Below are 25,105 nucleotides of genomic sequence, written 5' to 3'. Positions count from 1 at the left end.
TTGATTCCCTCCTAAATAAACATCGTGGAACGTCGCCGATTACTCGGCGATGCCGATTTCCTCGTCGGTGAGGTAGCAAGCCGGATCAGACTCCCAGAAGTCGCCCGTGACGGCTTCGGCGCGGGGACGGAAGTTGCCGTTGCAGACGTTGAGCCATTTGCACTTGGAACAACGGCCTTTCAGCAGGGGCTTGCGGTCTTTCAGCCCGGCCAGAATGGCGCTGTTCGCCGTGTCGGTCCAGATCTCTTTGAAGGGCCGTTCTTTCACATTGCCGAAGGTGTGGTTCTGGGTGAACTGGTCGGGGTGGACAAAGCCCTGAGAGTCGACGTTGGCGAAGGCGATGCCAGAGCGGTTCCCGCCGTTCAATTGCATCAGCTTCCAGATCTTCTCGGCCAGTTCGGGGTTCTTTTCCTTCGTACGCAGGTAGAGATAGACGATGTCGGCATGGTTGTCGACAGTGAGCAGTTCGCAATTGAAGCCGCGGTTGAAGAAGTCAACGGCCTTTTCCATCAGCAGGTCCATGAAGGCGCGCGATTCGGCATGGTTGACGTCTTCTTCCGTCATGTTGACGCCGCGGCCCGAGTAGACCAGGTGGTAGAAGCAGACGCGGGGAATCTTCTCTTCTTCGATGAGGTTGAAGATGTTTTCAATGTCATTGACGTTGTGGCGGTTGATGGTGAAGCGCAGGCCGACGCGCTGGTCGATGGCCAGGCAGTTGCGGATGCCGGCCAGGGCGTCTTCGAAAGCGCCTTTCTTGCCGCGGAACTTGTCGTTGTTTTCGCCGATGCCGTCGAGGCTGATGCCCACATAGCCGACGCCATACTTCTTGATCTCCTTGGCCACATCAGGCGTGATCAGGGTGCCGTTGGTGGAGAAGGTGACGCGGATGTTGCGCTTGCTGGCATGAGCGACCAGTTCGAAGATGTCGGGGCGCATCAGCGGCTCGCCGCCGGAAAGCAGCAGGACGGGCACATTGAAATCAGCCAGATCGTCGATGAACTTGATGGCCTCTTTCGTCGTCAGTTCGCCGGGATATTCGAGCTCATCCGAGTCAGAATAGCAGTGGATGCAGTGGAGGTTGCAGGTTCGGGACACGTTCCAGGCCACCACCGGCCCGTAACCGGCTACGGCGCCGTCGCGTTGCCCTTGAGATCCGTGGGCATAGCGAAGGCTGTCGCCAAAGTTTTCTACGCCGCAGAGCAGTTTACTTACTCCGATCATGGTGTTCCTTCCTCTCCCGTTTTTCAATCAAATGAAAAACTATATAAATTTGTTGAACAATACGGGCACAATTTGCCTCTTATCGGAAGCGCTTTCGCCTGGTCGTGTCATCGCCTGCCTAGGCCAGACTGGCAGGCAAAAGGCTTCCTCTTCTCTATGTTCTCTGGGTTCTGGGAGAAAAACGAGTGCTACTCGTTGATGCCCCAGTAGGCCAGCAGCGCCTTCGTCAAACCGGGGATGGTGTATTCAGAGGCTTCTACATCCACGTTCAGTCCCAGGTCACGCATCGTGTCCGAGGTGATGGGACCGATGGAAGCCATGGTCACGCCTTCGAGCAGGGCGTTGCGTTCAGCCACATCTTCCACGCCGAGCATGTCGACGAAGTTACGCGCTGTGGAGGAGCTGGTGAAGGTGACAGCGTGGATCAGCTTGTCTTGCAGCATCTGGCGGAGCAGCACCGCATCACCGCCGCCGCGGACAGTCCGGTAGGCGACAACATCGTCAACCTGAGCGCCGAAAGAGGCCAGCGCTTCCGGGAGAATCTTGCGGGCGATGTCGGCGCGGGGCAGCAGAACTTTGCGGCCTTGCCAGTTGTCGAGGTTTTTCAGGCCTTCGATGATCGCCTCAGCGCGGTACTCTTCAGGCACAAAGTCGGTTTTCAGGCCGAACTTTTGCAATTCCTTGCGGGTTTGCGGCCCGATGGCGCAGAGACGAATGCCGCAGAGTTCGCGGATGTCATGACCGATGGCGAAGAAACGCTCAAAGAAGCGTTGCACGCCGTTGGGGGAGGTGAAGATGATCCACTCGTATTCATGCACCTTGGCGATGGCTTCTTCCATCGGCGCGGGATCTTCCGGTTCTTGAATATCGATGGTGGGGAACTCCCAAGGCTCGCCGCCCATTTCTTCGAGGCGGGCTGCAAAGGCCGACGCCTGCTGGCGGGAGCGGGTGACGACGATGCGCTTGCCGAAGAGGGGACGTTCCTCCAGCCAGGCCAGTTTCTCGCGCAGTTTGACCACTTCGCCGACGATGATGATGGCCGGGTTTTGGAAGGCGGCGTCTTTCGCCTTTTGGGCGATGTCGGCCAGGGTGCCTGTCATTGTGCGCTGTTCCGGCCGGGTGCCCCAGCGGATCAGGCCGACGGGCGTTTCAGGGCTGCGGCCGTTCTCCATCAGCTTGGCGGCGATGTGAGGCAGGTTGCCCATGCCCATCAGGAAGACAAGGGTGCCGATGCCGGTGCTGATCTTCGCCCAGTCGATGGCCGAGTCTTCCTTGTTGGGATCCTCGTTGCCGGTGATGACGGCGAAGTTGGAGGTGAAATCGCGGTGGGTGACGGGGATGCCGGCATAGGCCGGCACAGAGATGGCCGAGGTGATGCCGGGAACGATCTCAAAGGGAACGCCCGCTTCACGCAGGACTTCCGCTTCTTCGCCGCCGCGACCAAAGACGAAGGGATCACCGCCTTTCAGGCGGGTTACGATCTTGCCTTCCAAGCCTTTGACCTTGAGCACTTCGTTGATCTCTTCTTGTCTATAGACATGCTTGTCCGGCCCTTTGCCGACAAAGATCAGTTCGGCGTCAGGCCGCGCATAGGTGAGCAGTCGATGGCCGGCCAGGCGATCGTAGACGAGCACCTCGGCCTTTTTGATGCACTCCAGACCTTTCACGGTGATGAGGCCCGGATCCCCCGGTCCGGCGCCGACCAGATAAACCTTCCCTACCTTTTGCTTCATCACAGATCCGTCTCCTGTCTTACTTGGATTAATATCTCTCTGGCCCCCTGTTGCAGCAGTTTTTGGGCCAGACGGACGCCCGCTTCTTCGGGATCAGCCGGATCGCCCTCCACCCGGTCACGGCAGATGGTTTTGCCGTCCAAGGCAGCGACGACTCCGTCGAGAATGAGTTTGCCATCCATCAAGCGGCCGAGCGAACCGATGGGAACCTGGCAACCGCCCTCCAAGGTGCGGAGCAACGCCCGTTCGCCGCGGACACAGATGGCCGATTCGGTGTGGTTCAAGGCGCCCACGAGGCGGCCGATCTCTTCGTCGCCTTCACGGATCTCGATGCCCACAGACCCCTGACCGACTGCCGGCAGGCACATGTCGACCGGTATGTATTCGCTGATCTTCTCGGCCCAGCCGAGGCGTTTGACGCCGGCGGCGGCGAGAATCAGTCCGTCAAGGTTTTGTTCCTCCATTTTGCGGAGACGAGTCTGCAGGTTCCCCCGGATATCGACGAGTTCCAAGTCGGGACGAACCTTCCAGATCTGGGCCTTGCGCCGCAGGCTGGCCGTGCCGACCTTTGCTCCCTGGGGCAGGTCTTCCAGCCCGCCGCCGCTGCGGGAGATCAGAATGTCGCGGCAATCCTCGCGAACACAGATGGCGCCGATCGTGCAACCCTCCGGCAGGACGGTCGGCAGGTCTTTCATAGAGTGGACGGCCATGTCAATCTCGCCATTCAGCATGGCCACTTCCAGTTCCTTTGTGAAAAGCCCCTTGTCGCCGATCTTGGCCAGGGCCACATCCAGGATCTTGTCGCCCTTGGTCTTGATATGCTTGACCTCAAAGGCCTGCTCTGGGTAGAGCTCTTTCAGGCGTTCAAGCACCCAGTGGGTCTGCCAGAGGGCGAGGGCGCTGTCCCGGGTTCCGATGACAACGGGTCGTTGAAGTGCTGACATTACGGCTGACTCCTTCTATCAGATTGATCGTCGCGGCCTTTGGACCGCTGTCCGGCGATCTCGAGGGAAAAGAGGTTTTGCAGGATCTCGGAGTAGAGGTGGCCTTCGGGGCTCGCCGCATAGTGGCGGATCTGGGTGATGGGATCGTGCAGCAGTTGTTTGACGATCGACGAGGCCATGGCGCCGATGGTGTTCTGGTCTTTATCGGACAAGCTCTTGAGTTTGGACAGGACTCGCTCCAGTTCCTTTTCACGGATCGTGTCGCCCTTGTTTTTGAGCGCCACGATGGTGGGAACGACAAAGAGCGAATTCAGCCACTTGAGAAACTCGGTGATTTCCTGTTCCACGATCAGTTCGGCCTCAGAGGCGGCCTTCTGGCGCTGGGCCAGATTCTGGTCGACGACGCTTTGCAGGTCGTCGATATCGAAAAGGTGCACGCCGGCCACAGTGGCCACAGCCGGGTCAATATCCCGGGGCACGGCGATGTCGATCAGAAAGAGCGGACGGTCTGGACGCGTTTTCATGACTCGCTCGACGAGATCATGACGGATCACATAGTGAGTCGCCGCCGTGCAGGAGATGACAATATCGGCTTCCTCCATCCGGGCGGCGATCTCGTCGTAAGACACGGCCTTGCCGCCGCAGCGGCTGGCCAGTTCTTCCGCCCGTTCACGGGTGCGGTTGGCGACGAGAACCGTCGTAACGCCATTGGCGATCAGATGGGTCAAGGTGAGCTCGCTCATCTTGCCTGCGCCCAGGATCAGCGCCGAGCGGCCTTCCAGTGTCGTAAAGACCTGTTTCGCCAGTTCCACCGCCGTGTACGAGGTGGAGACGGCATGTTGGTCGATGCCGGTCTCTGTGCGGATCCGTTTGCCCACCGTGATCGCCTGCTGGAACCAGCTGTTGAGCACGCCGTTGGAGGTGCCTGCGTCACAAGCCGCCTGGTAGGTCCGTCGCACCTGGCCGAGGATCTGCGTCTCGCCCAGCACCATCGAATCGAGGCCGGCGGCGACGCGGAAGAGATGGCGGATGGCATCGTAGAGGGTATGGGTATAGAAAAAGCTGGCGAACTTGTCCGCCTCGAGTTTGCCCGATTGGGTAAAGAATCGGCGTACGGCGGCTTGCCCTTTTTCGATGTCCGTCGCCGCCGCATAGACCTCTGTCCGGTTGCAGGTCGATAGAATGGCGCAACCGTCGATGGCCGGTTCTGCGTGCAGGCGGCGCAAGGCGTCGGTGAGGATGTGCTCGGGAAAAGAGAGTTGCTCCCGGATCTCAACCGGAGCCGATTTGTGGTTCAATCCTACGACGAAGATAAACACTGGGCGATTCGCTCCTTCAGGGCTTGATCATCGCCTGCCTGGATGCAATCCAGCAGTCCCGCTTCGGCCAGGGCGTCAAAGATCGCCTTGCGCCGCTTCGGATCGGTCACGTCGCGCAACACCTGCGCGCGGAGACTTTTCATCAGTTGCAGATATTCGCCATACTCCTCGCCGAAGGTCGCCTCCAGCTTTTCGCGGATTCGACGGGCCACAGCTGGGCTGGCTCCGTTTGTGGAGATGGCGATGGTCAGGTCGCCTCGCCGCACAACGGCGGGAACATAGAAATTGCAGAGCGACGGGATGTCCACGGTGTTGATCAGGATATTGCGCTGAAAGCAATCACGGGCGACCTGCTCGTTGACCTCCGTCACATCGGTAGCGGCAACGACCACGATGTGTCCGGCGGCGTCTCCATCCTGGTATGGCCGCAGGTGACAACGAAGCTTGTCCTCGTTCACCCAGTCTTGAATCTGCGCGGTGATCGCTGGGCTGATGACGGTGACGCGAGCGCCTACCTCCAGGAGAGATTCGATCTTTCTCTCAGCCACCTGACCGCCGCCGACAACCAAGCACGGCTGTCCCTCCAGCCTTAGCATCAATGGATACAACAGCATAGCCCCTTTCTCTGCGCCGATAGGTTACTTCCCTCCATAAGAGTGGAGACCGGCGAGGAAGTAGTTGACGCCGAAATAAGTGAACAACACGGCGATAAAGCCGATGATCGCCATCCAGGCGGCCCGCCTTCCCCGCCAACCGTAGGTGAAGCGGGCATGCAGGTAGGCAGCGTAGATCAACCAGGTGATCAGCGACCAGGTCTCCTTCGGATCCCAGCTCCAGTAGCGCCCCCAGGCGTATTCGGCCCAGATGGCGCCGGTGATGATGCAGAGGGTGAGAAAGGGGAACCCAAGGGCGATCAGCCGGTAGCCGATTTCATCCAGTTTCTCGGAAGCGGGAAAAGCGGCGGCAATCCCTTTTGTCGCCCCGCTTTTTTCATGGGAAACCTTCCAGAGGTACATGAGACCGATGCCAAAAGAGAAGGCAAAGGCGCCGTAGGATATCATCGCCGTGGCCACATGAATGGTCAACCAGTTCGATTGCAACGCAGGCATGAGCGGACGGGCGGCCCGCTCGGCCGGTGTCATATCGACAGCGACATAGGCGAGGAGCAACCATGCCGTGGGCATGACAAAGGCGCCGGCCAGGGGGAGTTGAAACTTCCGCTCCGCGAAGAGGTAGACAAAGGCGATCCCCCAGGAGAAGGCCAGCAAAAACTCATAACCGTTCGTCAGCGGCACATAGCCGGCGACAACGGAACGCACCGCCAGAGCCGCCGTATTGACGATCACGCCGGCAGCGGTCACATAATAGCCGATGCGGGCCAACGCCGGTTTGCGCAGGACCAAAAAACAGATATAGAGAAAGGCGGCAAGGCCGTATGCGGCAAAGGTCGTGTAAAAAAGCAGGTTTTCTTCCATGCCCATCGTTGTCATGCTTCCCTATCTCTCCTATCTGATCGGCTATATGGTTCGATAAGTCCTTCGAATTCGCGGGCAAAGGCGAATTTGTTTTTGGCGGCCATAGCGCCCACATGCAACCGGCTTCCGCCCTCTCGCGCCTCAATAACCGCCCGGACCTGCCGGTGGTAGAGGTAGAAGGACAGGCCCAAACCGCTCAGCAGCAAGGCGCAACCGAGCCAGACGATATTGACGCCGGGATCGCGGCGAATCGTCAGCCCCGTGTATGGCTTGTACTGAGGAAAGGTGATCTCAGCGAGGCCACCGGCGATCGTTTCGGGCTTACCAATTTCCGCCGCCCTTGCATCGATCTGCTGGCGTCCTTTGTAGACGACGAAGACAATGCGCGGGTTGTTCGGTTCGCTCGATTTGGAAATCATGCCCCGTTCCGGATCGAAGTCGGGAATGTACTTGTAGACGAGAACCGCTAAATCGGTGCCGGCGATGGGAACGGCGTCGCCGGTTTCGACGGAATAGGTGTGCCCTTCCGGGTCATTCTTCGAAGTGACCTTCGCGACGATGTTCGCCCCGTAGAAAGACTGGTATATCTTGTAACCGCGGTATTCCAAGGGATCGTTGACCTGAATCTCCTTGGTCACGATCTCTTGTCCGTTCTCTAGAAGCGTAAGGTTGCTAAACCAATCGGCAATAGTTCCGTCTTCCCGGTAGATCGTCTTAAAATCGTTGACGCGGATTTCCATGGCATCTGTAATCGCCAGTCCCGGCACATCGGCAAGACGAAAGCTCTTGCCCACTTCCGCCGGCATCTGCCCCTCTTCCCCGCCGTAGAGACCAATCACGGCGCCGACAAGGATCACCAGCATGCCTACATGGGAGAGCAGGGAGCCCCAGAGCCCAAACCGGCCTCGATCAGCAGAAATATAGGACTTCCCGTCCTTCCTTTCGGAAAGGACGCGGTAACCGAGATTCCGCCACCGTTCGACTACTTCGCCGGCCAGCTTGTCCGCCGGCTCCGGTCGATCCACCGCCAGCTTCTGCGAGAGCCTTTCGATCGATTCAACGCTTGCAGGCAGCGATGGCCGGTTAAACAGGCGCCAGATCCCGGGCGCCCGGTTGAAGGTGCAGATGAAGAGATTCATCGCCAGCACAAAGAGCAGCAGCATAAACCATGTGCTGTGGTACATGTCAGTCAGCCCGAGGGCCTTGTAGAGCGGGTAAAGTGACCCGTACTGTCGAGGGTCGCCGTTTTGTGGAAGGAGCGTGCCGATGATCGAGGCGGCAGCGATGAGAAGCAGCAGGAACAGACCGAGTTTCATGGAACTGAAGATGTCCCAGAGTTGGTCGACAAGACCTTGTTTGGCTCCGGAAACGTCTTCCCGTTCTTCCTGGGGTTGAACCAACCTTCCTCACTCCTTCGACTTTGACGTAACCTATTCTAGCATATCCACCTGGAGGGAAAAAGGATATCCGTCACGCTTTAATAGGTTCGCTTCTCGATGTATTCCGCAATCACAGCCAGGGTGTCCCGCGTCGGAATGGCGGGTAGGCGCGCCAACTCGCTTTTCGCCTTGTCTAAAAAACGGCGGGCGATGATCTGGCTGCGTTCCACGGCGCCGGTATGTTTGATGATCTCGATGGCCCGGCAAACCTCGTCCTGGCTTTTCTCCCGCTTGGCCACCAGGGTTCGCAGCGCCGGATCGCGACTTTCACGGAGCGCTTCCATGATCGGCAGGGTCATGATGCCCTGGCGCAGGTCCGAACCGATCGGCTTGCCCAATTCCTTTTCGTCAGCCGTCATGTCCAGGATGTCATCGGTGATCTGGAAGGCCATGCCCAGATGGTGTCCATACAGCTTCAGGGCCCGCACGACAGCCGGGTCGGCCTTGACGGCCATGGCGCCCAGTTGGCATGACGCCGCGATCAGGAGGGCTGTTTTCCGTTTGATCCGGTAGAGGTAGTCGCGGAAGGTCTGGTGCACATCATAGGTGGCCTCCATCTGCTGGATCTCCCCCTCCACCATCTCAACGCTGATCTTCGCCAGCACTGCCGTCATGGCGGGATCGTTCAATTCGGAGATCAGCAACAAAGACCGGGCAAAGAGGTGATCGCCCGTATGCAGGGAGATGCGGTTCCCCCAGCGCTCCCGCACAGTCGGAATCCCTCGGCGCGTCTTCGACTCGTCAACCACATCGTCATGAACGAGGGTAGCCATGTGAATCAACTCGAGAGCCACTGCCAGCGGCAGCAACCGCTCCATCGCATAATGGTTAAATTTTCCGGCCAGCAACACGAAGGCCGGCCGCAGCCGCTTCCCGCCCGCGTGGAGCAGATGGCTCGAAGCGGCGGTCAGTGTCGGCAGGGACGTGTCGACGTATTTTTCCAATTCCGTCTCGACCTTGGCCAGGTCGGCTTGGATCTCCTGAAATAGTTGAAACTGCATCCTGTCACCTGCTCCAATAACATGAATAAAGACACGCCGGTTGAGACGTGCCCTTACAGATCAGTTGTCCTTTGAAGGAGCATCCCCATGGGTATCGTCCTTCACCGGGGGCTTTGCCTTCAATTCTTTTTGCTCTTCCCCGTCATTGCTGACAGCGTTTTTGAACTCATTGATCCCGCGTCCCAAAGACTTTCCAATCTCGGGGAGCTTGCCGGCTCCAAAGACGAGCATCGCCACGACCAGGATCAACAGCAGTTCTGGAAGACCTAAGGATCCCAACACCAAGCACCTCCCTGGCCAACGCCCGTGGGGACGGTTAGAATGCCAGTTCTTTCATTAAAATGACCCAATCGCAGCACGATTATGACTTAAGGGCCTTGTCACCAGGAACATCACCGTAGTCTGCGGTGTAAACGCCTGAACAGTTCTTTGAAGGTATTATCGCACAATGGACGAGTGCTGTAAAGAAAGAGCCGCATGGGGCCTTCGACCCTTCTTGTCGATGCGAAAAAACGCCGCATCTCTCGCCATTGTGAGAACGCCGCGATGGGTTGGGAAAAGGTGGCGGTGGGCATAGGCGCGCGCTTTCTTCCGTAACATTGAACGGAAACCGCCTGTACGGAACGGCAAAACCGTTCAAAAAGGGTGAACCGATCGACGTGGGAAGGAGGGAGACGTCCCATGTCCTACCTCATGATCCCGCCCGGCGGCCATCAACTGCCGCCCCTGCCCTTTCCCTACAATGCCTTGGAACCGCTGATCGGCGCGGAAACCCTGAAAATCCATCATGATCGCCATCACCTGTCCTATGTGGAGGGCGTAAACAGGGCAGAGCGAAAGCTCGTCGAGGCGCGACGGCAGAACGATTTTTCTCTGGTCAAACACTGGGAGCGTGAACTGGCCTTTCACGGTTCCGGCCACATCCTCCACTGTCTCTACTGGGCCGTCATGGCGCCGCCGGGACGGGGCGGACAGCCGGGTCCCCATACGCGCGGCCATATAGCCGCTTATTTCGGTGATCTTCGCAGTTTTCAGGAACAGTTCAGCGCCGCCGCCGCTGATGTGGAAGGTTCGGGCTGGGCCTTGCTTGCCTGGCAGCCTGCCTGGCAGCGCTTGGAACTCCTTACGGCGGAAAAACATCAAAACCTCACCCAGTGGGGCGCCATCCCCATCCTGGCCGTTGATGTGTGGGAACACGCCTATTACCTGAACTACCAAAACCGGCGTCGCGACTACATCCAAGCCTGGTGGCGATTGGTGAATTGGTTTGAAGTCGAATGCCGCCTGTTGATGGCCATGCAGGGGCAATTGGCGCTCGTCCCAGGGACCTACCGTTGAGTCCTCTCTCCGGTCAGTCCACCAACACAAACAAAGCCCGCGAACGCTACATCCGCGGGCTTTGATATCTCCTCTTTTCAGGCGCTGATGACAGCGATCTCCGGACAGTCGCGCAGGTCGACGATACGGTTTCCCAGGCGAACCGAGGGCCGGTGGGGAAACCGGGGATCCACCTCTTCTACCGTGCCTGAACTGCCATCGGAGAGCAGCACCTGCATCCCTGTCAGGTACAGGGGCGATAGGCTGTCAATCAGGGCGTCAGCCGCCTCGCGGCTGAACTGGACGCCCCTCTGGGAATGGATGTATTCGAAGGTGCGCAAGGGGCACCATCCTTTCCGGTAGGGGCGATCAGAGGTCAGGGCGTAAAACACATCCGCCACAGCCGTGATCTGTCCGGCCAAGGTGATCTGATCACCATGGCGGCCATGGGGATAGCCTGCCCCATCATAGCGTTCGTGGTGTTCGTCGACAGCATGCAGCAGCAGCGGGTGGCTCATCCCGGACGACTGCAGCAGCGTTACGCCGATCGCGGGATGGTTCTTGATGATGGTAAACTCCTCGGCTGTCAGCGCCCCCGGTTTTGTCAAAATGGCTTGAGGAACGCCAAGCTTGCCGATGTCATGGAGCGTGGCGCCTAGGCAGAGCTGAACCCGTTGTTCCCGTTTGAATCCGAGATTTTTGCTGATCAGCAAAGCGCCTAGGCCAACCTCCAGACAATGGACAAAGGTATATCCGTCTTTCCCCTTCAGCTGCGCCAGCGCTTGCCAAAAAAATTCAAGGTCAAGCCGGTCAATGGCAAAGGCCATCTCTTCGATGGCTTCCGTGAACGCCAACATGGAAGGGCTTCGACGGAGAGCGACGGCGGTAAAAAGATCATATACTTTTTGGCGCAACGCCTTCACACAGTGCTCCCTCTGTTCCCGGCGCATATCGTAGCTGTGCTCGATGGCGGCATATTCGATACCCCAGGAGCGCAATTTGTGAATCATTGCGCTGTTGACGATATCGCCCTTGGAACACAACAACAGGTCCGAAGGGGAGACGCGAATGTCTCCCGCCAGTGTCATGCCCTTTTGCAACCGCTCAACTGGTAAAAATCTTGACGCCATCTCTGCTTCATCCCCTGGCTGATGTTGTTGCCTCATGTTGCATTGCTCCAAGGGTCCAACAAATGACCATCTATCGACGTTGCGAACCAACGCTTTCCAGGTTCAATGCTAATTATACAGGCGCCGCAAAATTAAATCAATAATTATTATAATTTTCTCGCTCAACTTTTTCCTCATTTCAGCCACAAAAGCTCTACAAGCAGCAACAAGTTGGCTGACAAAGACTGGGGCAACGGCTAGAATAAGATACAGCAAGGGAGATGGAAACGGCGAAACCCTTTCACCGCTCCGGTGACACGAGGAGGATGATTCTATGCCTGTTCGCCCTGTAAGCGCAAGGATTCAAACCATGGCCCTCGATCTCCGTCGACAGACGATCGGCGCGCTCTTTGACGTCATTGATGAAGAGATGCTGGGCCTTTCGGCTGCCCAGCGCCGGGACAAGTACAGCCAGATGTCGGAAAACGTCTTTCGATTTTATCGGGGAAGCGCCTGCCTCTTCTATTATGACGCCACTCGCTTCCCCACGCCCTACCATACCCCTGAGCGCCTGCCCACCTGGCTCCAGGGAGATCTGCATTTTGAAAACTTCGGCGCTTTTCAAGATCGCAAGGGCAATATCGTCTACGATGTCAATGATTTTGATGAAGGGTATCTGGGCTCCTACCTCTATGACCTGATGCGCATGACTGTATCCATCGTCCTTGTGGGCCAAACAGGCCAATTAAAAGAAAAAGAGATCGCCCAGGCCGTGCAGCGTTACCTTGAGGCCTACGCCGCAGATATTGACGATTATGGCAGGGGCAAAAAGTCCCCCCACAGTGTAACCTTCGACGCCAGCGACAGTGAAGGCCCCATCAAAAAGTTGCTAAAAAAACTGGAGAAACAGGATGAGCGCAAACTGCTGATGCGGATCACCACCGTTGCCGACGGAACCCACCGCTTTCTTTCGAGCGAAGAGATCACGCCGGCTAGCGATGGCTTGCGCAAGGATCTGATGAGCCTCTGGCCTGATTACATTGACTCCATCGACACCGTGGTGCGCGAAAAGCCCGATTTTTACCGGATCGAAGATGTGGCTGTCAAGAGCGGTTCCGGTACGGCCTCCATCGGCTTGCCACGCTACTACATTCTCGTCGAAGGCGATGCCGGCTGCCACCACGATGATTTGATTCTCGAGGCCAAAGCGGTGCGGACGCCCATTCCCGCCTGTTTTCTCCCCTATCAGGAATCCTTCTTCCGATGGTTTGATCACCAGGGCAAGCGGGTCGTGACGACCCAAAAGGCGATGCAACACCGGGCTGATCCCTACCTGGGCTACCTGACCATCAACGGCGAAGACTTTTATGTGCGGGAGCGCTGTCCGTTTAAAAAGAAACTGAAGGCCGAGACGGTGGCCGATGGCGACGAACTGGCTGAAACGGTGGCCTTGATGGGCCGCATCACCGCCAAAATCCATGCGCGAGCCGACGCCGATGTGGAACGCTTGCTGCTCCCCCATCACAGTGAAGAGGCCATCGCCGAAGCCATCGATCGTGACGCCGGCGGTTTCCTCCTTCAGATCACCGAGTGGGCACTGGAGTACGCTCGGCGCGTCCATGCGGATTATGATCTCTTCCGGGAACTCTTGAGCCGGTGGCCAGCGGAAGGATGATCGTCGCCTCTCCCTATAACAAAAACGCAGGAGGCGACGCCCCTGCGTTTTTGCTTTTCCGGCCCATATTGTCGACCTTTTGTTTCCTGACAAACAATCGAGGACGCTCAATGCATTTCCGTAGATTCTTCCTGTTCCAACATTGAGAATCCGCAACCGCCGCAATGAACACATTCATGGGGTTGGTGCACACACATCAGCAAGGGATCGACTTCCGGGGCGGGAAACAGATTCACGATTGCTTGCGTCATTTTCACGCGCCTCCTTGCCCTATTTCCATTTCATCGGACCTACATCGGTCTTTCATCTGGCCGAGACTTTGTGAATGTGTTAATTTTCTTTTATTATAATTCAGCCCTGAAAATTTTTCAAGCCTTTGCCCAAATTTGGCTGGATCTTTTCCTATTCACTGCGTCTCCTCATAGAGCGAGCCCACTGTTGGCTCGCTGCTCCCGATAGGTCCCCTCTCAAGGCCCTGCCGCCCTGGAAAATAATAATTCGTTAACTTGTGCAATTGGTCATTTACTTTTCATATCCCTTTTCGTATAATATCCGATGGTTTGTCAACAAGTAAAACGCGAGGGGATATGTCCGGATGAACAAGTATGATGTGGCGATCATCGGCAGCGGACCTTCCGCTATTTTTGCGGCCTACGAACTTGTCGTCACCTGTCCTACCGCCCGTGTGATCATCCTGGAAGCGGGCAGCGATATCTATTCAAGAAAATGCCCCATCGCTGAGAAAAAATCGACCCGTTGTGTGAAGTGCAACCCCTGTGATATCATGCGGGGCTTCGGCGGCGCCGGCGCTTTCTCCGACGGCAAGTATAACTTTACCACCGAATTCGGCGGCTGGCTCCAGGAGTACCTCTCTACACAGGACGTAATGGAACTTATCGATTATGTGGACCGGATCAACCTGCAGTACGGCGCGCCCTCCGATCTGTTCAGCACCGAGAAAAGCACCATCGGCAAAAAAGCCCTCGCCCATGACCTGCATCTGCTTCACGCCAAGGTGCGTCACCTGGGCACAGAGAACAACCTGCAGATCCTGAAGAGCCTCTTTGAATACCTCGATCAGAAAGTGACCCTCCTTTTCCGGACGCCCGTTTCGGCCATCACCCCGCAGGGAAAGGGCTTCCTGCTCGATATCGGCAAATCGGAGAAGATCCAATGCGACTACCTGATCGCCGCCCCCGGCCGAGCCGGTTCGGAGTGGTTTGCCGGCCAGTGCAAGAGCCTCGGTTTATCCCTCTTTAACAACCAGGTTGACGTGGGTGTGCGCGTGGAGATTCCTGCGGAAGTGTTCCAACACATCACCGACGAGGTCTATGAGGCCAAACTGGTCTACCGGACCAAGCAGTACGGCGACTTGGTCCGCACCTTCTGCATGAACCCCTACGGATATGTGGTCGCCGAAAACACCGACGGCATCATCACCGTCAACGGCCACAGCTACCGCGACGAAAAACTGCACAGCCGCAACACCAATTTCGCCTTGTTGGTGAGCAACCGTTTCACCGAACCTTTCAACGAACCGCACCAGTATGGCAAGCGGATCGCCTCTTTCTCCAACCTGCTTGGCGGCGGCGTCCTCGTCCAGCGCTTCGGCGACCTCGTCAAAGGCCGCCGCACCAACGAACACCGCCTCGCCCAGAGCTTCACCAAGCCGACCTTGAAGGCCATCCCGGGCGATCTCAGCCTCGTCCTTCCGAAACGCCACCTGGACAACATCGTCGAGATGATCTACGCCCTTGACAAAGTCGCCCCGGGCATGGCCAACAACGACACCCTGCTCTACGGCGTGGAAGTGAAGTTCTACAGTTCCCGCCTCAAGCTGACCACTCAATTGGAGACAGAGATCGCCAACATGTTTGCCATCGGCGACGGCGCCGGCGTGACGCGCGGCCTCTCCCAGGCCAGCGCCAGCGGTGTTCATGTGGCCCGGGTCATCGCCGAGCGGCTGCAGCAGTAATTCACAAATCGCCACGATGCCCTATCGCAGCCGGCAACGCAACAATTGAGTCCATCGTTCACCTGACGCCGGATGCGAAGATCGCATACCGGCGTTTTTTATCGTTTGAGAAAGCGCCGGGCCCACTCAGTGCATCCGATTATTTTGAAAAATATACCCCATACCCCTATGCAGTAATGTTGTGTCGATGCTATAATAGCGACGACATTACATGAAAGGGGTATCTCCTGTGTTGCAAAAATACAAGAGCATCGCTTTTCTCATCCCTTTGGCCTACCTCTCCTTAGGCCTCTACTATCCCCTCTTCGGCTACGTCATGGCCCTCTGCATGGCCACCGCCATCGGCATCTCCACCGTTGCCGGTCGCAAGTGGTGTGGCGGCTTATGCCCCCGGGGACTTCTCTACGACAAATTCCTCGCTTTCAACCGAAAAAAGCCCATCCCCGCCTGGCTAAAATCAAAACACGCCCGCAACATCTTTTTCGCCGTCTTTATGTCCGCCTTTATTTGGCGGCTTAGCCTGACCGGCGGCGACATCGAAAAAATCGGTTCTGTCTTCGTCACCATGGGCATCATCTCAGGGACCATCGGTCTCGTCGTGGGCCTTCTCTACAAAACCCGCTCCTGGTGCGTCATCTGCCCCATGGGCGCCATGGCCAGCTGGGTGGGCGCGCTCCGGGGTCGCGGCGGCGCGATGACAATCGCCTCAGACTGCAAGGAGTGCCGCCTCTGTGAACGCCAATGCCCCATGCAGATCCCGATTGTGAGTTACAAGGACGCCAACCACCGGGCGACCATCACCGATAACGCCTGCATCCGTTGCGGCGAATGCGCCAGCGCCTGCCCGCGGGGCACGATCAAGAGAAGCGGCATCGATACCACCCCACGTCATCCCGCCCAGGAATCGCTCTGATCAACCCAACCTAATCAACCCGATGTGATGAAAACTGACAACGCCCTGCCGCGTCAACAACGGCAGGGCGTTCTTCTATTGGATCCAATCTATCCCCGATTGGAATGGAAAACTGCATGTTCCTCGCTTCATCGTTGACCTTGAAGGTCAAATCCGGATCACCGGCTTGGACACAGTCCTCACTTCGAGCACGCCCGTATCGGAAAAAGCCTCGATCGTCCGGCCGTGGCTGCCTCCTGTGTCTTCGGCGATGATCGGGATGCCCAGTTTGCGCAGGATTTCTTTGCAGGCCTCGATATTGCGCTGACCGATGCCCTTGGCGCTGTCCTCAAAACTGAACATGCGAGCGCCGCCTGCCATCTTCGCCTTTAGCCGCATGCGCGAAGCCCCGGCCTGCACCAGCATGTCGACCAGTTCCGGAACGCCCGAGTCGGCGAACTTGGCCTTTTTGTAGGAACTGGACCGGGCCAGTTCTGTTGACGGCAACATCACGTGAACCATTCCCACAATTTTTTTCGCGTCGTCAAAGAGGGTAACGCCTACACAGGAACCGAGTCCAAGGGTGCAGATCGAGTCAGGCGCTTTGGCGACATTGGAATCGGCGATGCCGACTTTAATTACTGCCATAGCGATGTACTCCCAAAGCAAAAAAGATTCTATGAAAAGACTCCGGGTCGGGCAACAGGAAGATGTGTCCCGAAGAGCTCTGAACATCACCGTTCTGGTCGTTCCCGCCGGGGAGGATCTCGGCGTCGATCAGGATGGCGTAATCGCTGCTTTTTCCGGTCTCCATCAGACCAAAACTCAAAATGGCGCCGGCCATATCGACACAGAGACAGGGCACGCTCGTCCGCAGATCAAAGCCGGTAAAATCAGAGAGGGCCGTCAGGTAAGAGCCGGAGAGGATATTGCCCACCTCTTGAAGCACAGACTGGGCAAACTCCGAAAGTTCGCCATCCCCCTCGCCGTTGTCACCGGCCATATGACGGACCAGCGCCCCGCCATCAGCGGCGCCCATCACAAAGAGCATGTTGCCGGTGATATCGCCATCGATGCGGGAGAAAACAGTGGTCACCAGATTTTCAGCGCCGCCGACATACTCGGTGACGTCGTTAAAGGGCATCGGAATAACCCGGCTGACCCGCATGTTCACTGGCTTGCCCAGCAGTTGTGACAACGCCGTGGCTGCGTTTCCAGCGCCGATGTTGCTGATTTCCCGCAGCACATCGAGATGAAAGTCACTCATATCGCGGATAATATCCTTCATCGTTTCACCTCAAATATTTCGCTGGTCACCGGATGACTTCGGCCAGGCGTTTGTCGACGACTTGGATGTGGTTGACGATCCAACCGGCCAGCATTTCCTCCACCTGGCTTAAGCGCTCGTCGCTGAGTCCTTGATCGAGCAACTCTTTATTGACGTCATAGATGGCGTTGATAAACCAGTTATGTTCTTCCCGGTGCCGTTTGAACTCGCTGTACCCATTGCGGAGCATGATCAGTTCTTCGGCGCCGAAGTGTTGAATCGTATACCCAATCAGGTAATTGACTGTCTCTTCGATTTTGCGGGTATCCCGGCATTCCACCGCGTCCACAAAGGCGTTGACCCGTTCCACCAGTTTCTTGTGTTGATCATCAATAATGCCGATTCCGATGGACAACTTGTCCGTCCACTCTACTCTCATCGGTCGACTCCTTTCCTGTCCCTTTCTTCAGCCGGATCTGCAGGTACGTTTGCCGGGCATGACCGAGTTCCTGACGTGTTACTGTGATTATAGCATACTTTTCATTTCACTCTGCCTCTCCGATTGCAAATCCAGTAAAAGGAGCAAAAAAAAGCGATGCCAAACCAGGCTCGCTTTTGATTCATGATCACCATTGATTTCCCTTTATCCTCAAGGAACATCACGGGTCAATGCGTTTTCTTCCGCCGCCTCCGCCGGTTTCTTCGGCGAAATCCAGCGGGCGATCCAGATGCTGATCTCATAGAGCAGGTACATGGGTCCCGCCATCAGGGTCTGTGAGATCACATCCGGCGTCGGCGTAAAGACAGCGGCGATGATGAACATGGCCAAGATGGCGTACCGCCGGTATTTTGCTAAAAAGCGATAATCGACGATGCCGAGGCGGACTAGAAACATGATCACCAAGGGCATCTGGAAGACCAGGCCGAAGGGAAGGATGAACCAGAGCGCAAAGGAAAGGTATTCGCTGATGGAGATCATCGGCGTAAAGTCGCCGAAGGTGATCAGGAAGGTGACCCCGATGGGGTAGACCGTATAAAAGGCGAAGACCACACCGGTGATCAGGAGAAATACCGAGATGGGCAGGATGATGTAGACCCACTTGCGCTCATCGGGATAGAGCGCAGGCATGACAAAGGACAAAACCTTCCACAGGATGACCGGCGAGGCGAGGATCAGCCCGGCAAAAAAAGACACTTTGACCGAAGCAAAAAAACCTTCCGCCGGTCGGACGATGACCGGTTTGATCCCTAAATCGCCCATGGGTTTGGTCAGCAGCGCGATCAACTCCTGGTTCCAGTTGTAGGCGACAAAAGTACCCGCTATCGCCGCCACCAGAGACCAGATCAACACTGTCCGCAGCTCTTCCAGGTGTTCCGTCAAGGGCATGGTTTTTTCTTCCTGGGTTGATTCCATCATCGCGCCGGCCTCCTCAGAACTCCCGGAGAATGTGGTAAAGGGTGTCACGTTGGGCCGGGCGTTTGCCCGCATCGCGAATGGCCCGCACGATCTCGTCCATCGGCACGCGATGGCGCACACCGGCGGCCCGGACGACGTTTTCTTCCAGCATGGTGCCGCCAAAGTCGTTGGCGCCGAAGGCCAGGGCCACTTGCCCCATCTTGGCGCCCTGGGTGACCCAAGAGGCTTGGATATTGGCAACATTATCAAGCATCAGCCGCGAAAGGGCAAGAGTTTTCAGGTATTCGACACCGGTCGTGCCTGTTCCTCCCAGTTCGGTATGAGCAGGCTGATAACTCCAGGGAATGAAAGCCGTAAAGCCTCCCGTCTCGTCCTGGGCCTCCCGAACCCGGATCATATGCCGGATCCGCTCTTCCGGGCTTTCCACAGAGCCGTACATCATCGTCGCCGTGGTCCGCAGCCCGAGACGGTGGCCCGCCTGCATCACATCCATCCATCGCCGCCAACCGATCTTGCGCGGGCTGATCGCCTGGCGCACCCGATCATCGAGGATCTCGGCCCCCCCGCCAGGGATGGAATCGAGGCCGGCGGCGTGGAGACGACCGATGACGGTTTCCAGGGAGAGGCCCTCTTTATCAGCCAGAAAGACGATCTCCGGCGGCGAAAAGGAATGGATATGGATGGAGAATCGAGCCTTGATCGCCCGCAGGAGATCTTCAAACCACTCCAATCCCAATTCGGGGTGGATGCCCCCCTGCATCAGGATCTGAGTGCCGCCGACAGCGACTGTCTCTTCGATCTTTTGAAAAAGCGCTTCTTGAGAAAGGACGTACCCCTCCCGATGGCCTGGCGAACGATAGAAGGCGCAAAAGCGGCAACCGGTGACACAGATGTTGGTGTAGTTGATATTCCGGTCAATGACAAAGGTCACCCGTCCGCCGGGGTGCATCCGCTCACTCACCTCCCGGGCCACCGCGCCCAAGGGAAGCAGTTCCGCCTCGTTCAAGAGGAGGACGCCCTCCTCCAGGCTGAGCCGTTCGCCGCGTCGAGCCTTTTGCAGAACCCTTTGCCAATCGGCTGTGACCCTATCCCTCATCTTGACCCCACACCTTTAGCTTCACCGGCGCCGGCAGGACGCCGACCTTCGCCGCTTCCGCGAAAAAGGTCTCGGCAGCGTGCTGGTAGAGATTGTCCAGATCGTAGCGGATCGTCCGGAAATAGTCTTGCAGCAGTTCCACCGGGAAGTCGTAGCGGCGCCGCGCCTCGACGAGCACCTCCTGCCGGCGCTCATCAGACCATCTCCGGGCATGGCGGAATGCTTCCGCAACCCGTTCGATCTCGCCGTGATGACGCTGCACATAGTCGTGGCGGATCGCCCAGAGGGCATAGACCATGGGCAGCCCCGTCATCTCCTTCCAGACGAGACCCAGGTCGATCACATCGTGAAGCCCCAGTCCGCTCAGGCCGCCCTGGCGCAAGGCCTCTGCGGCCTGCAAGGCGTCATCGCCGATGAGCAGCGCCGCCGGGTGATCGGCCAGCATGGAAGCCAGGTCCGGCGTTTGCGGCGAAAGTTCGCAACGAACGCCGTAATGGCGCGCCAAGAGCACTTTCAGGAGCGCCACCGAGGTGGCCGACGAGGTGGTGACAGCCAAGGTTTCGCCGCGCAATTCCCGGATCGGCCGGCGTGTGAAGAGCAGGATCGACGCCACCCGCCCGTCGGCGCTGATCGACACATCGGGCAGCACCCATCCGGCTTGGGGCTGGCCGGCGTAAGCGATGGAGGAAATCGGCGTGATATCGAGTTCGCCCGATAGAAACTTCCCATTCAACAGGGCCGGCACGCCGCGCACAAACTCGGCTGTCAAGGGAACGGCACCCGATTCAAAGGCATAATAGACGGGCAACACATTCAGGTAATCCACGCGTCCCAATCGAATCATCGCTAAAACTCCCTCCGCACAATATTGTAGAGGGTGTCCCGCTCCAGCGGCGTCCGTCCCGCTGCGCGAATCATGGCGACCAGTTCGCGCCGGGTCATGACCATCCCGGCTTCCGCGCCGGCGGCGTGAGTGATTTTCTCCTCCACGACGGTGCCGTCGATATCGTCAACGCCAAAAGCGAGCGACACCTGGGCCAGTTTTGGCCCGATCATGATCCAAAAGGCCTTGATATGGTCGAAGTTATCGAGCATCAACCGCGCCACAGCGAGGACCTTCAAATCCTCGTACCCGGTCGTGCGGGACAGGCCCATCGTCTCCAGTTCCGTATTTTTCGGATGGAAAGCCAGGGGAATAAAGGTCAAAAAGCCGCCGGTCTTGTCCTGCTGCTCCCGCAGGCGGATCAGGTGGTCGACCCGCTCCTCCGGCGTCTCGATGTGGCCGTAGAGCATGGTGGCGTTCGTCTTCATCCCCAGCTTGTGGGCCTCGCCATGGACCTCCAGCCAGCGATCGCCGGAGATTTTTTTCGGACAGATCTTCTCACGGACACGGGGGCTGAAGACTTCAGCGCCGCCGCCTGGCAGGGAATCCAACCCGGCTTCCCGCAGGATCGCCAGCACCTCGCCCACCGGTTTGCCTGTCTGCCCGGCGAAGAAGTCGATCTCCACAGCCGTAAAGGCCTGGATGATCGTCTCCGGCATGATCGCCTTCACCCGCCGGAGCATGTCCACCTGGAACTGAAAGGGCACGTCTGGATCAAGACCGCCGACGATATGGATCTCCGAGGGCTTGGACGCCAGGGACTGGCGAACCTTCTCCTCGATGGTCTCCAGATCCAAGAGGTAGGCCTGCTCGGTTCCTTTGTCGACGCCGAAAGCGCAGAGCTTGCATCGGTTGACGCATACATTGGTCGGGTTGATGTGGCGGTTGTTGATGAAGTAGACCTTATCGCCGTTCTTCCGCCGGCGGACCAGATCGGCCAGGTAGCCGATGGTGAGCAGGTCATCCGATGCGAAGAGGCGCACCCCGTCTTCTCTGGAAAGCCGTTCCCCCGCCTGCACCTTGGGAATCAGATCAGCCAGAGGGCTGTGGGAAAAGAAACCCTCCATTCATGTCACCCCGTTCTTAAAAAAAGATATCCAGTAAGGTAAATACAAACATGGTCATGCTGATATAGCCGTTCATGGCGAAGAAGGCAGCGTCAAGACGGCTCAGGTCCTTGGGAGACACAAGGGTATGTTCATAGACCAGCAGACCGGCCGAGATCGCCACACCGGCATAGTAAAAGGTTCCCAGGCCGAGCATGAGGCCGACGACCAGCAACAGCGCCGGCGCGATCACATGGAGCAATCGCGAGATCATCAGTCCCCGGGCGATGCCGAAGCGAGCGGGAATCGAATGAAGTCCCTGCGACCGGTCAAAATCGGCATCCTGGCAGGCATAGATCACGTCGAACCCGGCCGACCAGAAGAGGACGGCGAAGGCCAGCACGACGACGGGCGGATCGACCGCCCCGTTGACGCCGATCCAGGCGCCCATGGGCGCAGCCCCCAGGGCCAGGCCGAGCACAACGTGGCAGGCCCAGGTAAACCGTTTTGTGTAGGAGTAGAGGACGAGCACAAAGACGGCCAACGGTGACAGCAACAGGGCGGTCCTGTTGAGCATGGCTGCTGAAAACAGCAGCAACACAAAGCTGAGGGCTACGTAGAACCAGGCTTCGCCGGCGCCGATGATCCCCCGGGCCATGGCCCGGTTGGCCGTGCGCGGGTTTTTCCGGTCGATGTGGCGGTCGATGAGCCGGTTCAAGGTCATGGCCGCCGTCCGCGCCCCCACCATGGCCATGGTGATCCAAAAGAGGACCGGCCAGTCGGGAAGGCGAATCTGGGCCAACAACGCGCCCATGTAGGCAAAGGGCAGCGCAAAGATGGTGTGCTCAAACTTGATCATTTCCAGGAACGTGCCGACCCGTCCCAACGCGCTAGTGGAATTGGACAAGATGTATCCCCTCCCGTGACGAAGCGGCGCCGTTTCTAGCTCATGTGCGCCCCTGTACGCGCATTCCCGATCTGTTATTTAATCGAGACCGTATTCCTTCCAGCGTTTCGCCACCTGCTCACGCACCTCCGGCGACATGACCATCACCTCAGGCCAGTCGCGGGTGTGCCCTTCCGACTTCCACTTGCGGGTGCCGTCGATGCCCATTTTCGAACCGTAATGAGGCAGCGGCGCCGCATGATCGAGGGCGTCGACGGGTCCATCGACAAACATGATGTCCCGGCGCGGGTCAATGTTGTTGAACAGCCGCCACCAGACCTCGCTCATGTCCTGCACGTTGACATCCTCGTCGACGACGACAATCGTCTTGGCAAACATCATCTGGCCCATGCCCCAGAGGGAACACATGACCTTGCGGGCATGGCCGGGGTATTTCTTCTTGATGGAGACGACGACCAGGTTGTGGAAGCCGCCCTCCCAGGGGAGGTTCATGTCCACCACTTCCGGCACCACCAGCTTCAGCAGCGGCAGGAAGATGCGTTCCGTCGCTTTGCCCAGGTAGCTGTCCTCCATGGGCGGACGCCCCACCACCGTCGCCGGGTAGATGGGGTTTTTGCGGCGGGTGACACAGGTGACATGGAAGACCGGGTAGTAATCAGCCAGCGAGTAGTAGCCCGTGTGGTCGCCAAAGGGACCTTCCCAGCGCAGTTCCTCCGGATCGACATACCCTTCCAGGACGATCTCGGCGTTGGCCGGCACCTCGATGTCGACAGTCTCGCACTTGACCATCTCGACGGGGCTTTTGCGCAAAAAGCCGGCCAGCAGCATCTCATCGATCCCGGGCGGCAGGGGCGCCGTCGCCGAATAGGAAAGGACCGGATCGCCGCCGAGGGCGACGGCCACCTCCATCCGCTTCGACTTCCCTTTCGCCTCAGCCAAGTGCTGGGCGCCCTGCTTGTGCATGTGCCAGTGCATGCCCGTCGTATTGCGATCATAGACCTGCATGCGGTACATGCCCACATTGCGCTTGCCTGTGACCGGGTCTTTGGTGAAGACCATGGGCAAGGTGATAAAGGGGCCGCCATCGTCGGGCCAGGTGGTCAGCACCGGGATTTTGGTCAGATCCGGGTCATGGTCGATAACCTCTTTCACCGGACCGGTGCGCACCGTCTTCGGCAAAAAGTTCCCGATCTGGGCCAGCTTCGGCAGGGCTTTCAGTTTATCGAAGAACGATGACGTCGACACGTCAGGAACCTGGAGAAAGCTCATGATCTCGTCGCCGATTTCGTCGAGGTGGTTGACACCCATGGCCAGGTGCAGGCGTTCATAGGAGGTGACCGTGTTCGTCAGTACAGGCATGTCCGATCCCTTCACGTTTTCAAAGAGCAAGGCCGGACCGCCCTGCTTGCCCACTCGATCGGTGATCTCGGCAATCTCCAGGTAGGGATCCACTTCGGCCTTGATGCGCTTCAGCCAGCCCCGTCTCTCCAGTTCCTCGATAAACTCACGAATGTCGCGAAAAGCCAAGGTGCGATTCCTCCTCTATGTTAGCTTCCCCCGTTTTTTCCGGCCGCCAACGAAAAAACGGAGAAATCGCCCTCAGAAACGCCAGGACGACTCTCCGTCGCGGGTGGGGGATCAATGGGTTGCTCTATCCGGTTTGAAACCGACATGAATGGCGGCGACACCGCCAAAGAGATTATCATAGCGGACCTGGGTCAGACCGACCTCCCGGAAGACAGCGCTCAACTCCTCCTGAGGGAGGAAGGCCTGCGCCGACCGGGCCAACCAGGCGTAGGGACCCTTTTGTCCCACCGACAGCCGGTCGATGATGGGCACCAGCTGATCCACATAAAACCCATGAAGGGGCTTCATCGGCCATGACTGGGGTTTTGACGTCTCCAGCGAAACCACCGTGCCGCCCGGCTTGACGACGCGAGTCATCTCCCGCAGCGCCTGGCGAAAATCGGGCACATTGCGCAAGCCGAAGCCGATGGTGGCCGTATCAAACCGGTTATCGGGAAAAGGCAGTTCCATGGCGTTTCCCTGGATAAACTCGATCTGCCGGGCCAGCTTGCCTTCCCGCTGTTTCTCCCGGGCCACGGTCAGCATGTCGGCGTTGAAATCGAGGCCGACGACCGATCCCCCCGCGCCGACCCGTTCCGCCAGCGCCTGGGCCAATTCCCCCGTGCCACAACAGACATCCAGGCCGGCGCCGCCGACGGGAAGCCGGGACAGGGTCGCCGCTTTGCGCCGCCAACGGGTGTCGGAATTGAAGGTCATCACCTGGTTCATCAAATCGTATCGGGCGGCGATGGCGGAAAAAGTGGATTGGATAAACCGCTCCTTCTCCTCCGCAGACCGGAACTCCTCCGCCATGATCGCAACA

At 58.0% G+C, this 25,105-nt stretch carries 25 protein-coding genes; 4 read left to right on the top strand and 21 right to left on the bottom strand.

Annotated features, from left to right (window positions below):
• Positions 1-39: 39 nt before the first annotated feature.
• The 9 genes from nirJ1 to GTO89_RS01710 form a co-directional block, all read right to left on the bottom strand.
• Complete coding sequence (gene nirJ1 / locus GTO89_RS01750) at positions 40-1,221, bottom strand: putative heme d1 biosynthesis radical SAM protein NirJ1 (protein WP_161260325.1); 1,182 nt, start codon at positions 1,219-1,221, stop codon at positions 40-42.
• A 188-nt stretch (positions 1,222-1,409) separates the two neighbouring features.
• Positions 1,410-2,954 carry a uroporphyrinogen-III C-methyltransferase gene (cobA, locus tag GTO89_RS01745; protein WP_161260324.1) on the bottom strand — a complete coding sequence of 515 codons (1,545 nt, stop codon included), beginning with the start codon at positions 2,952-2,954 and terminating at the stop codon, positions 1,410-1,412.
• Entirely contained in the window at positions 2,954-3,898 is a 945-nt protein-coding gene (hemC, locus tag GTO89_RS01740) for a hydroxymethylbilane synthase (protein WP_161260323.1), read from the bottom strand. Before hemC ends, cobA begins: the two co-directional genes overlap by 1 nt.
• Entirely contained in the window at positions 3,898-5,217 is a 1,320-nt protein-coding gene (gene hemA / locus GTO89_RS01735; protein ID WP_161260322.1) for a glutamyl-tRNA reductase, read from the bottom strand. Before hemA ends, hemC begins: the two co-directional genes overlap by 1 nt.
• On the bottom strand, positions 5,199-5,786 hold the full coding sequence (locus GTO89_RS01730) for a precorrin-2 dehydrogenase/sirohydrochlorin ferrochelatase family protein (protein ID WP_235920157.1): 588 nt from the start codon (positions 5,784-5,786) through the stop codon (positions 5,199-5,201). The genes hemA and GTO89_RS01730 overlap by 19 nt, the downstream gene beginning before the upstream one ends.
• Before the next feature lie 69 nt (positions 5,787-5,855).
• Positions 5,856-6,698, bottom strand: coding sequence for a c-type cytochrome biogenesis protein CcsB (ccsB, locus tag GTO89_RS01725; protein ID WP_161260404.1), 843 nt, complete (start codon positions 6,696-6,698; stop codon positions 5,856-5,858).
• A gap of 5 nt (positions 6,699-6,703) precedes the next feature.
• Positions 6,704-8,092: a cytochrome c biogenesis protein ResB gene (gene resB / locus GTO89_RS01720; RefSeq protein ID WP_161260320.1), complete on the bottom strand. Its 1,389-nt coding sequence runs from the start codon at positions 8,090-8,092 to the stop codon at positions 6,704-6,706.
• Positions 8,093-8,169: 77 nt separating this feature from the next.
• A complete protein-coding gene (locus GTO89_RS01715) occupies positions 8,170-9,132 on the bottom strand; it encodes a polyprenyl synthetase family protein (RefSeq protein WP_161260319.1) in 963 nt (320 codons plus the stop codon).
• A 60-nt stretch (positions 9,133-9,192) separates the two neighbouring features.
• Positions 9,193-9,414 (bottom strand): twin-arginine translocase TatA/TatE family subunit, encoded by a 222-nt coding sequence (locus tag GTO89_RS01710; RefSeq protein WP_204758145.1) that lies wholly within the window; start codon positions 9,412-9,414, stop codon positions 9,193-9,195.
• A gap of 399 nt (positions 9,415-9,813) precedes the next feature.
• On the opposite strand from GTO89_RS01710, the gene GTO89_RS01705 reads away from it, so the two are divergent.
• Positions 9,814-10,470, top strand: coding sequence for a superoxide dismutase (locus GTO89_RS01705; RefSeq protein WP_161260318.1), 657 nt, complete (start codon positions 9,814-9,816; stop codon positions 10,468-10,470).
• A 77-nt stretch (positions 10,471-10,547) separates the two neighbouring features.
• On the opposite strand, the gene GTO89_RS01700 is transcribed toward GTO89_RS01705, so the two are convergent.
• Positions 10,548-11,615, bottom strand: a complete 1,068-nt coding sequence (locus GTO89_RS01700) for an HD-GYP domain-containing protein (RefSeq protein WP_161260317.1) — start codon at positions 11,613-11,615, stop codon at positions 10,548-10,550.
• 277 nt (positions 11,616-11,892) lie between these two features.
• Between GTO89_RS01700 and GTO89_RS01695 the strand changes: the two genes are divergently transcribed.
• Positions 11,893-13,233, top strand: a complete 1,341-nt coding sequence (locus GTO89_RS01695) for a DUF2252 domain-containing protein (RefSeq protein WP_161260316.1) — start codon at positions 11,893-11,895, stop codon at positions 13,231-13,233.
• 107 nt (positions 13,234-13,340) lie between these two features.
• Here the strand turns inward: GTO89_RS01695 and GTO89_RS01690 are convergent, their stop codons facing one another.
• Complete coding sequence (locus GTO89_RS01690; RefSeq protein WP_161260315.1) at positions 13,341-13,484, bottom strand: hypothetical protein; 144 nt, start codon at positions 13,482-13,484, stop codon at positions 13,341-13,343.
• A gap of 344 nt (positions 13,485-13,828) precedes the next feature.
• Between GTO89_RS01690 and GTO89_RS01685 the strand changes: the two genes are divergently transcribed.
• A complete protein-coding gene (locus GTO89_RS01685) occupies positions 13,829-15,208 on the top strand; it encodes an NAD(P)/FAD-dependent oxidoreductase (RefSeq protein ID WP_161260314.1) in 1,380 nt (459 codons plus the stop codon).
• Positions 15,209-15,437: 229 nt separating this feature from the next.
• Positions 15,438-16,121, top strand: coding sequence for a 4Fe-4S binding protein (locus GTO89_RS01680; protein WP_161260313.1), 684 nt, complete (start codon positions 15,438-15,440; stop codon positions 16,119-16,121).
• Between the two features lie 147 nt (positions 16,122-16,268).
• Here GTO89_RS01680 and GTO89_RS01675 read toward each other — a convergent pair whose 3' ends face one another.
• The 10 genes from GTO89_RS01675 to GTO89_RS01630 all read right to left on the bottom strand — a co-directional run bounded on the left by GTO89_RS01675 (position 16,269) and on the right by GTO89_RS01630 (position 25,095).
• A complete protein-coding gene (locus tag GTO89_RS01675; RefSeq protein WP_161260312.1) occupies positions 16,269-16,748 on the bottom strand; it encodes a chemotaxis protein CheD in 480 nt (159 codons plus the stop codon).
• Positions 16,735-17,388, bottom strand: coding sequence for a chemotaxis protein CheC (locus GTO89_RS01670; protein ID WP_161260311.1), 654 nt, complete (start codon positions 17,386-17,388; stop codon positions 16,735-16,737). The genes GTO89_RS01675 and GTO89_RS01670 overlap by 14 nt, the downstream gene beginning before the upstream one ends.
• 25 nt (positions 17,389-17,413) lie before the next feature.
• A complete protein-coding gene (locus tag GTO89_RS01665) occupies positions 17,414-17,806 on the bottom strand; it encodes a bacteriohemerythrin (RefSeq protein WP_161260310.1) in 393 nt (130 codons plus the stop codon).
• 210 nt (positions 17,807-18,016) lie between these two features.
• Positions 18,017-18,784, bottom strand: coding sequence for a twin-arginine translocase subunit TatC (gene tatC, locus GTO89_RS01660; RefSeq protein WP_161260309.1), 768 nt, complete (start codon positions 18,782-18,784; stop codon positions 18,017-18,019).
• Between the two features lie 13 nt (positions 18,785-18,797).
• Complete coding sequence (mqnC, locus tag GTO89_RS01655; RefSeq protein WP_161260308.1) at positions 18,798-19,880, bottom strand: cyclic dehypoxanthinyl futalosine synthase; 1,083 nt, start codon at positions 19,878-19,880, stop codon at positions 18,798-18,800.
• The gene (locus tag GTO89_RS01650; protein WP_161260307.1) at positions 19,870-20,724 is read right to left on the bottom strand and encodes a menaquinone biosynthesis protein; all 855 of its coding nucleotides are present in this window, start codon (positions 20,722-20,724) and stop codon (positions 19,870-19,872) included. Before GTO89_RS01650 ends, mqnC begins: the two co-directional genes overlap by 11 nt.
• A 2-nt stretch (positions 20,725-20,726) precedes the next feature.
• Positions 20,727-21,830, bottom strand: coding sequence for an aminofutalosine synthase MqnE (gene mqnE / locus GTO89_RS01645; RefSeq protein WP_161260306.1), 1,104 nt, complete (start codon positions 21,828-21,830; stop codon positions 20,727-20,729).
• 16 nt (positions 21,831-21,846) lie between these two features.
• A complete protein-coding gene (locus GTO89_RS01640; RefSeq protein WP_161260305.1) occupies positions 21,847-22,716 on the bottom strand; it encodes a UbiA-like polyprenyltransferase in 870 nt (289 codons plus the stop codon).
• Positions 22,717-22,794: 78 nt separating this feature from the next.
• Complete coding sequence (locus GTO89_RS01635; protein ID WP_161260304.1) at positions 22,795-24,243, bottom strand: menaquinone biosynthesis decarboxylase; 1,449 nt, start codon at positions 24,241-24,243, stop codon at positions 22,795-22,797.
• Positions 24,244-24,354: 111 nt separating this feature from the next.
• Positions 24,355-25,095 carry a demethylmenaquinone methyltransferase gene (locus GTO89_RS01630; RefSeq protein WP_161260303.1) on the bottom strand — a complete coding sequence of 247 codons (741 nt, stop codon included), beginning with the start codon at positions 25,093-25,095 and terminating at the stop codon, positions 24,355-24,357.
• Between the last annotated feature and the right edge of the window lie 10 nt (positions 25,096-25,105).

The sequence above is a fragment of the Heliomicrobium gestii genome, from assembly GCF_009877435.1.
Taxonomy (GTDB): Bacteria; Bacillota; Desulfitobacteriia; order Heliobacteriales; family Heliobacteriaceae; genus Heliomicrobium; species Heliomicrobium gestii.
This window is presented reverse-complemented; position numbering and strand designations above follow the sequence as displayed.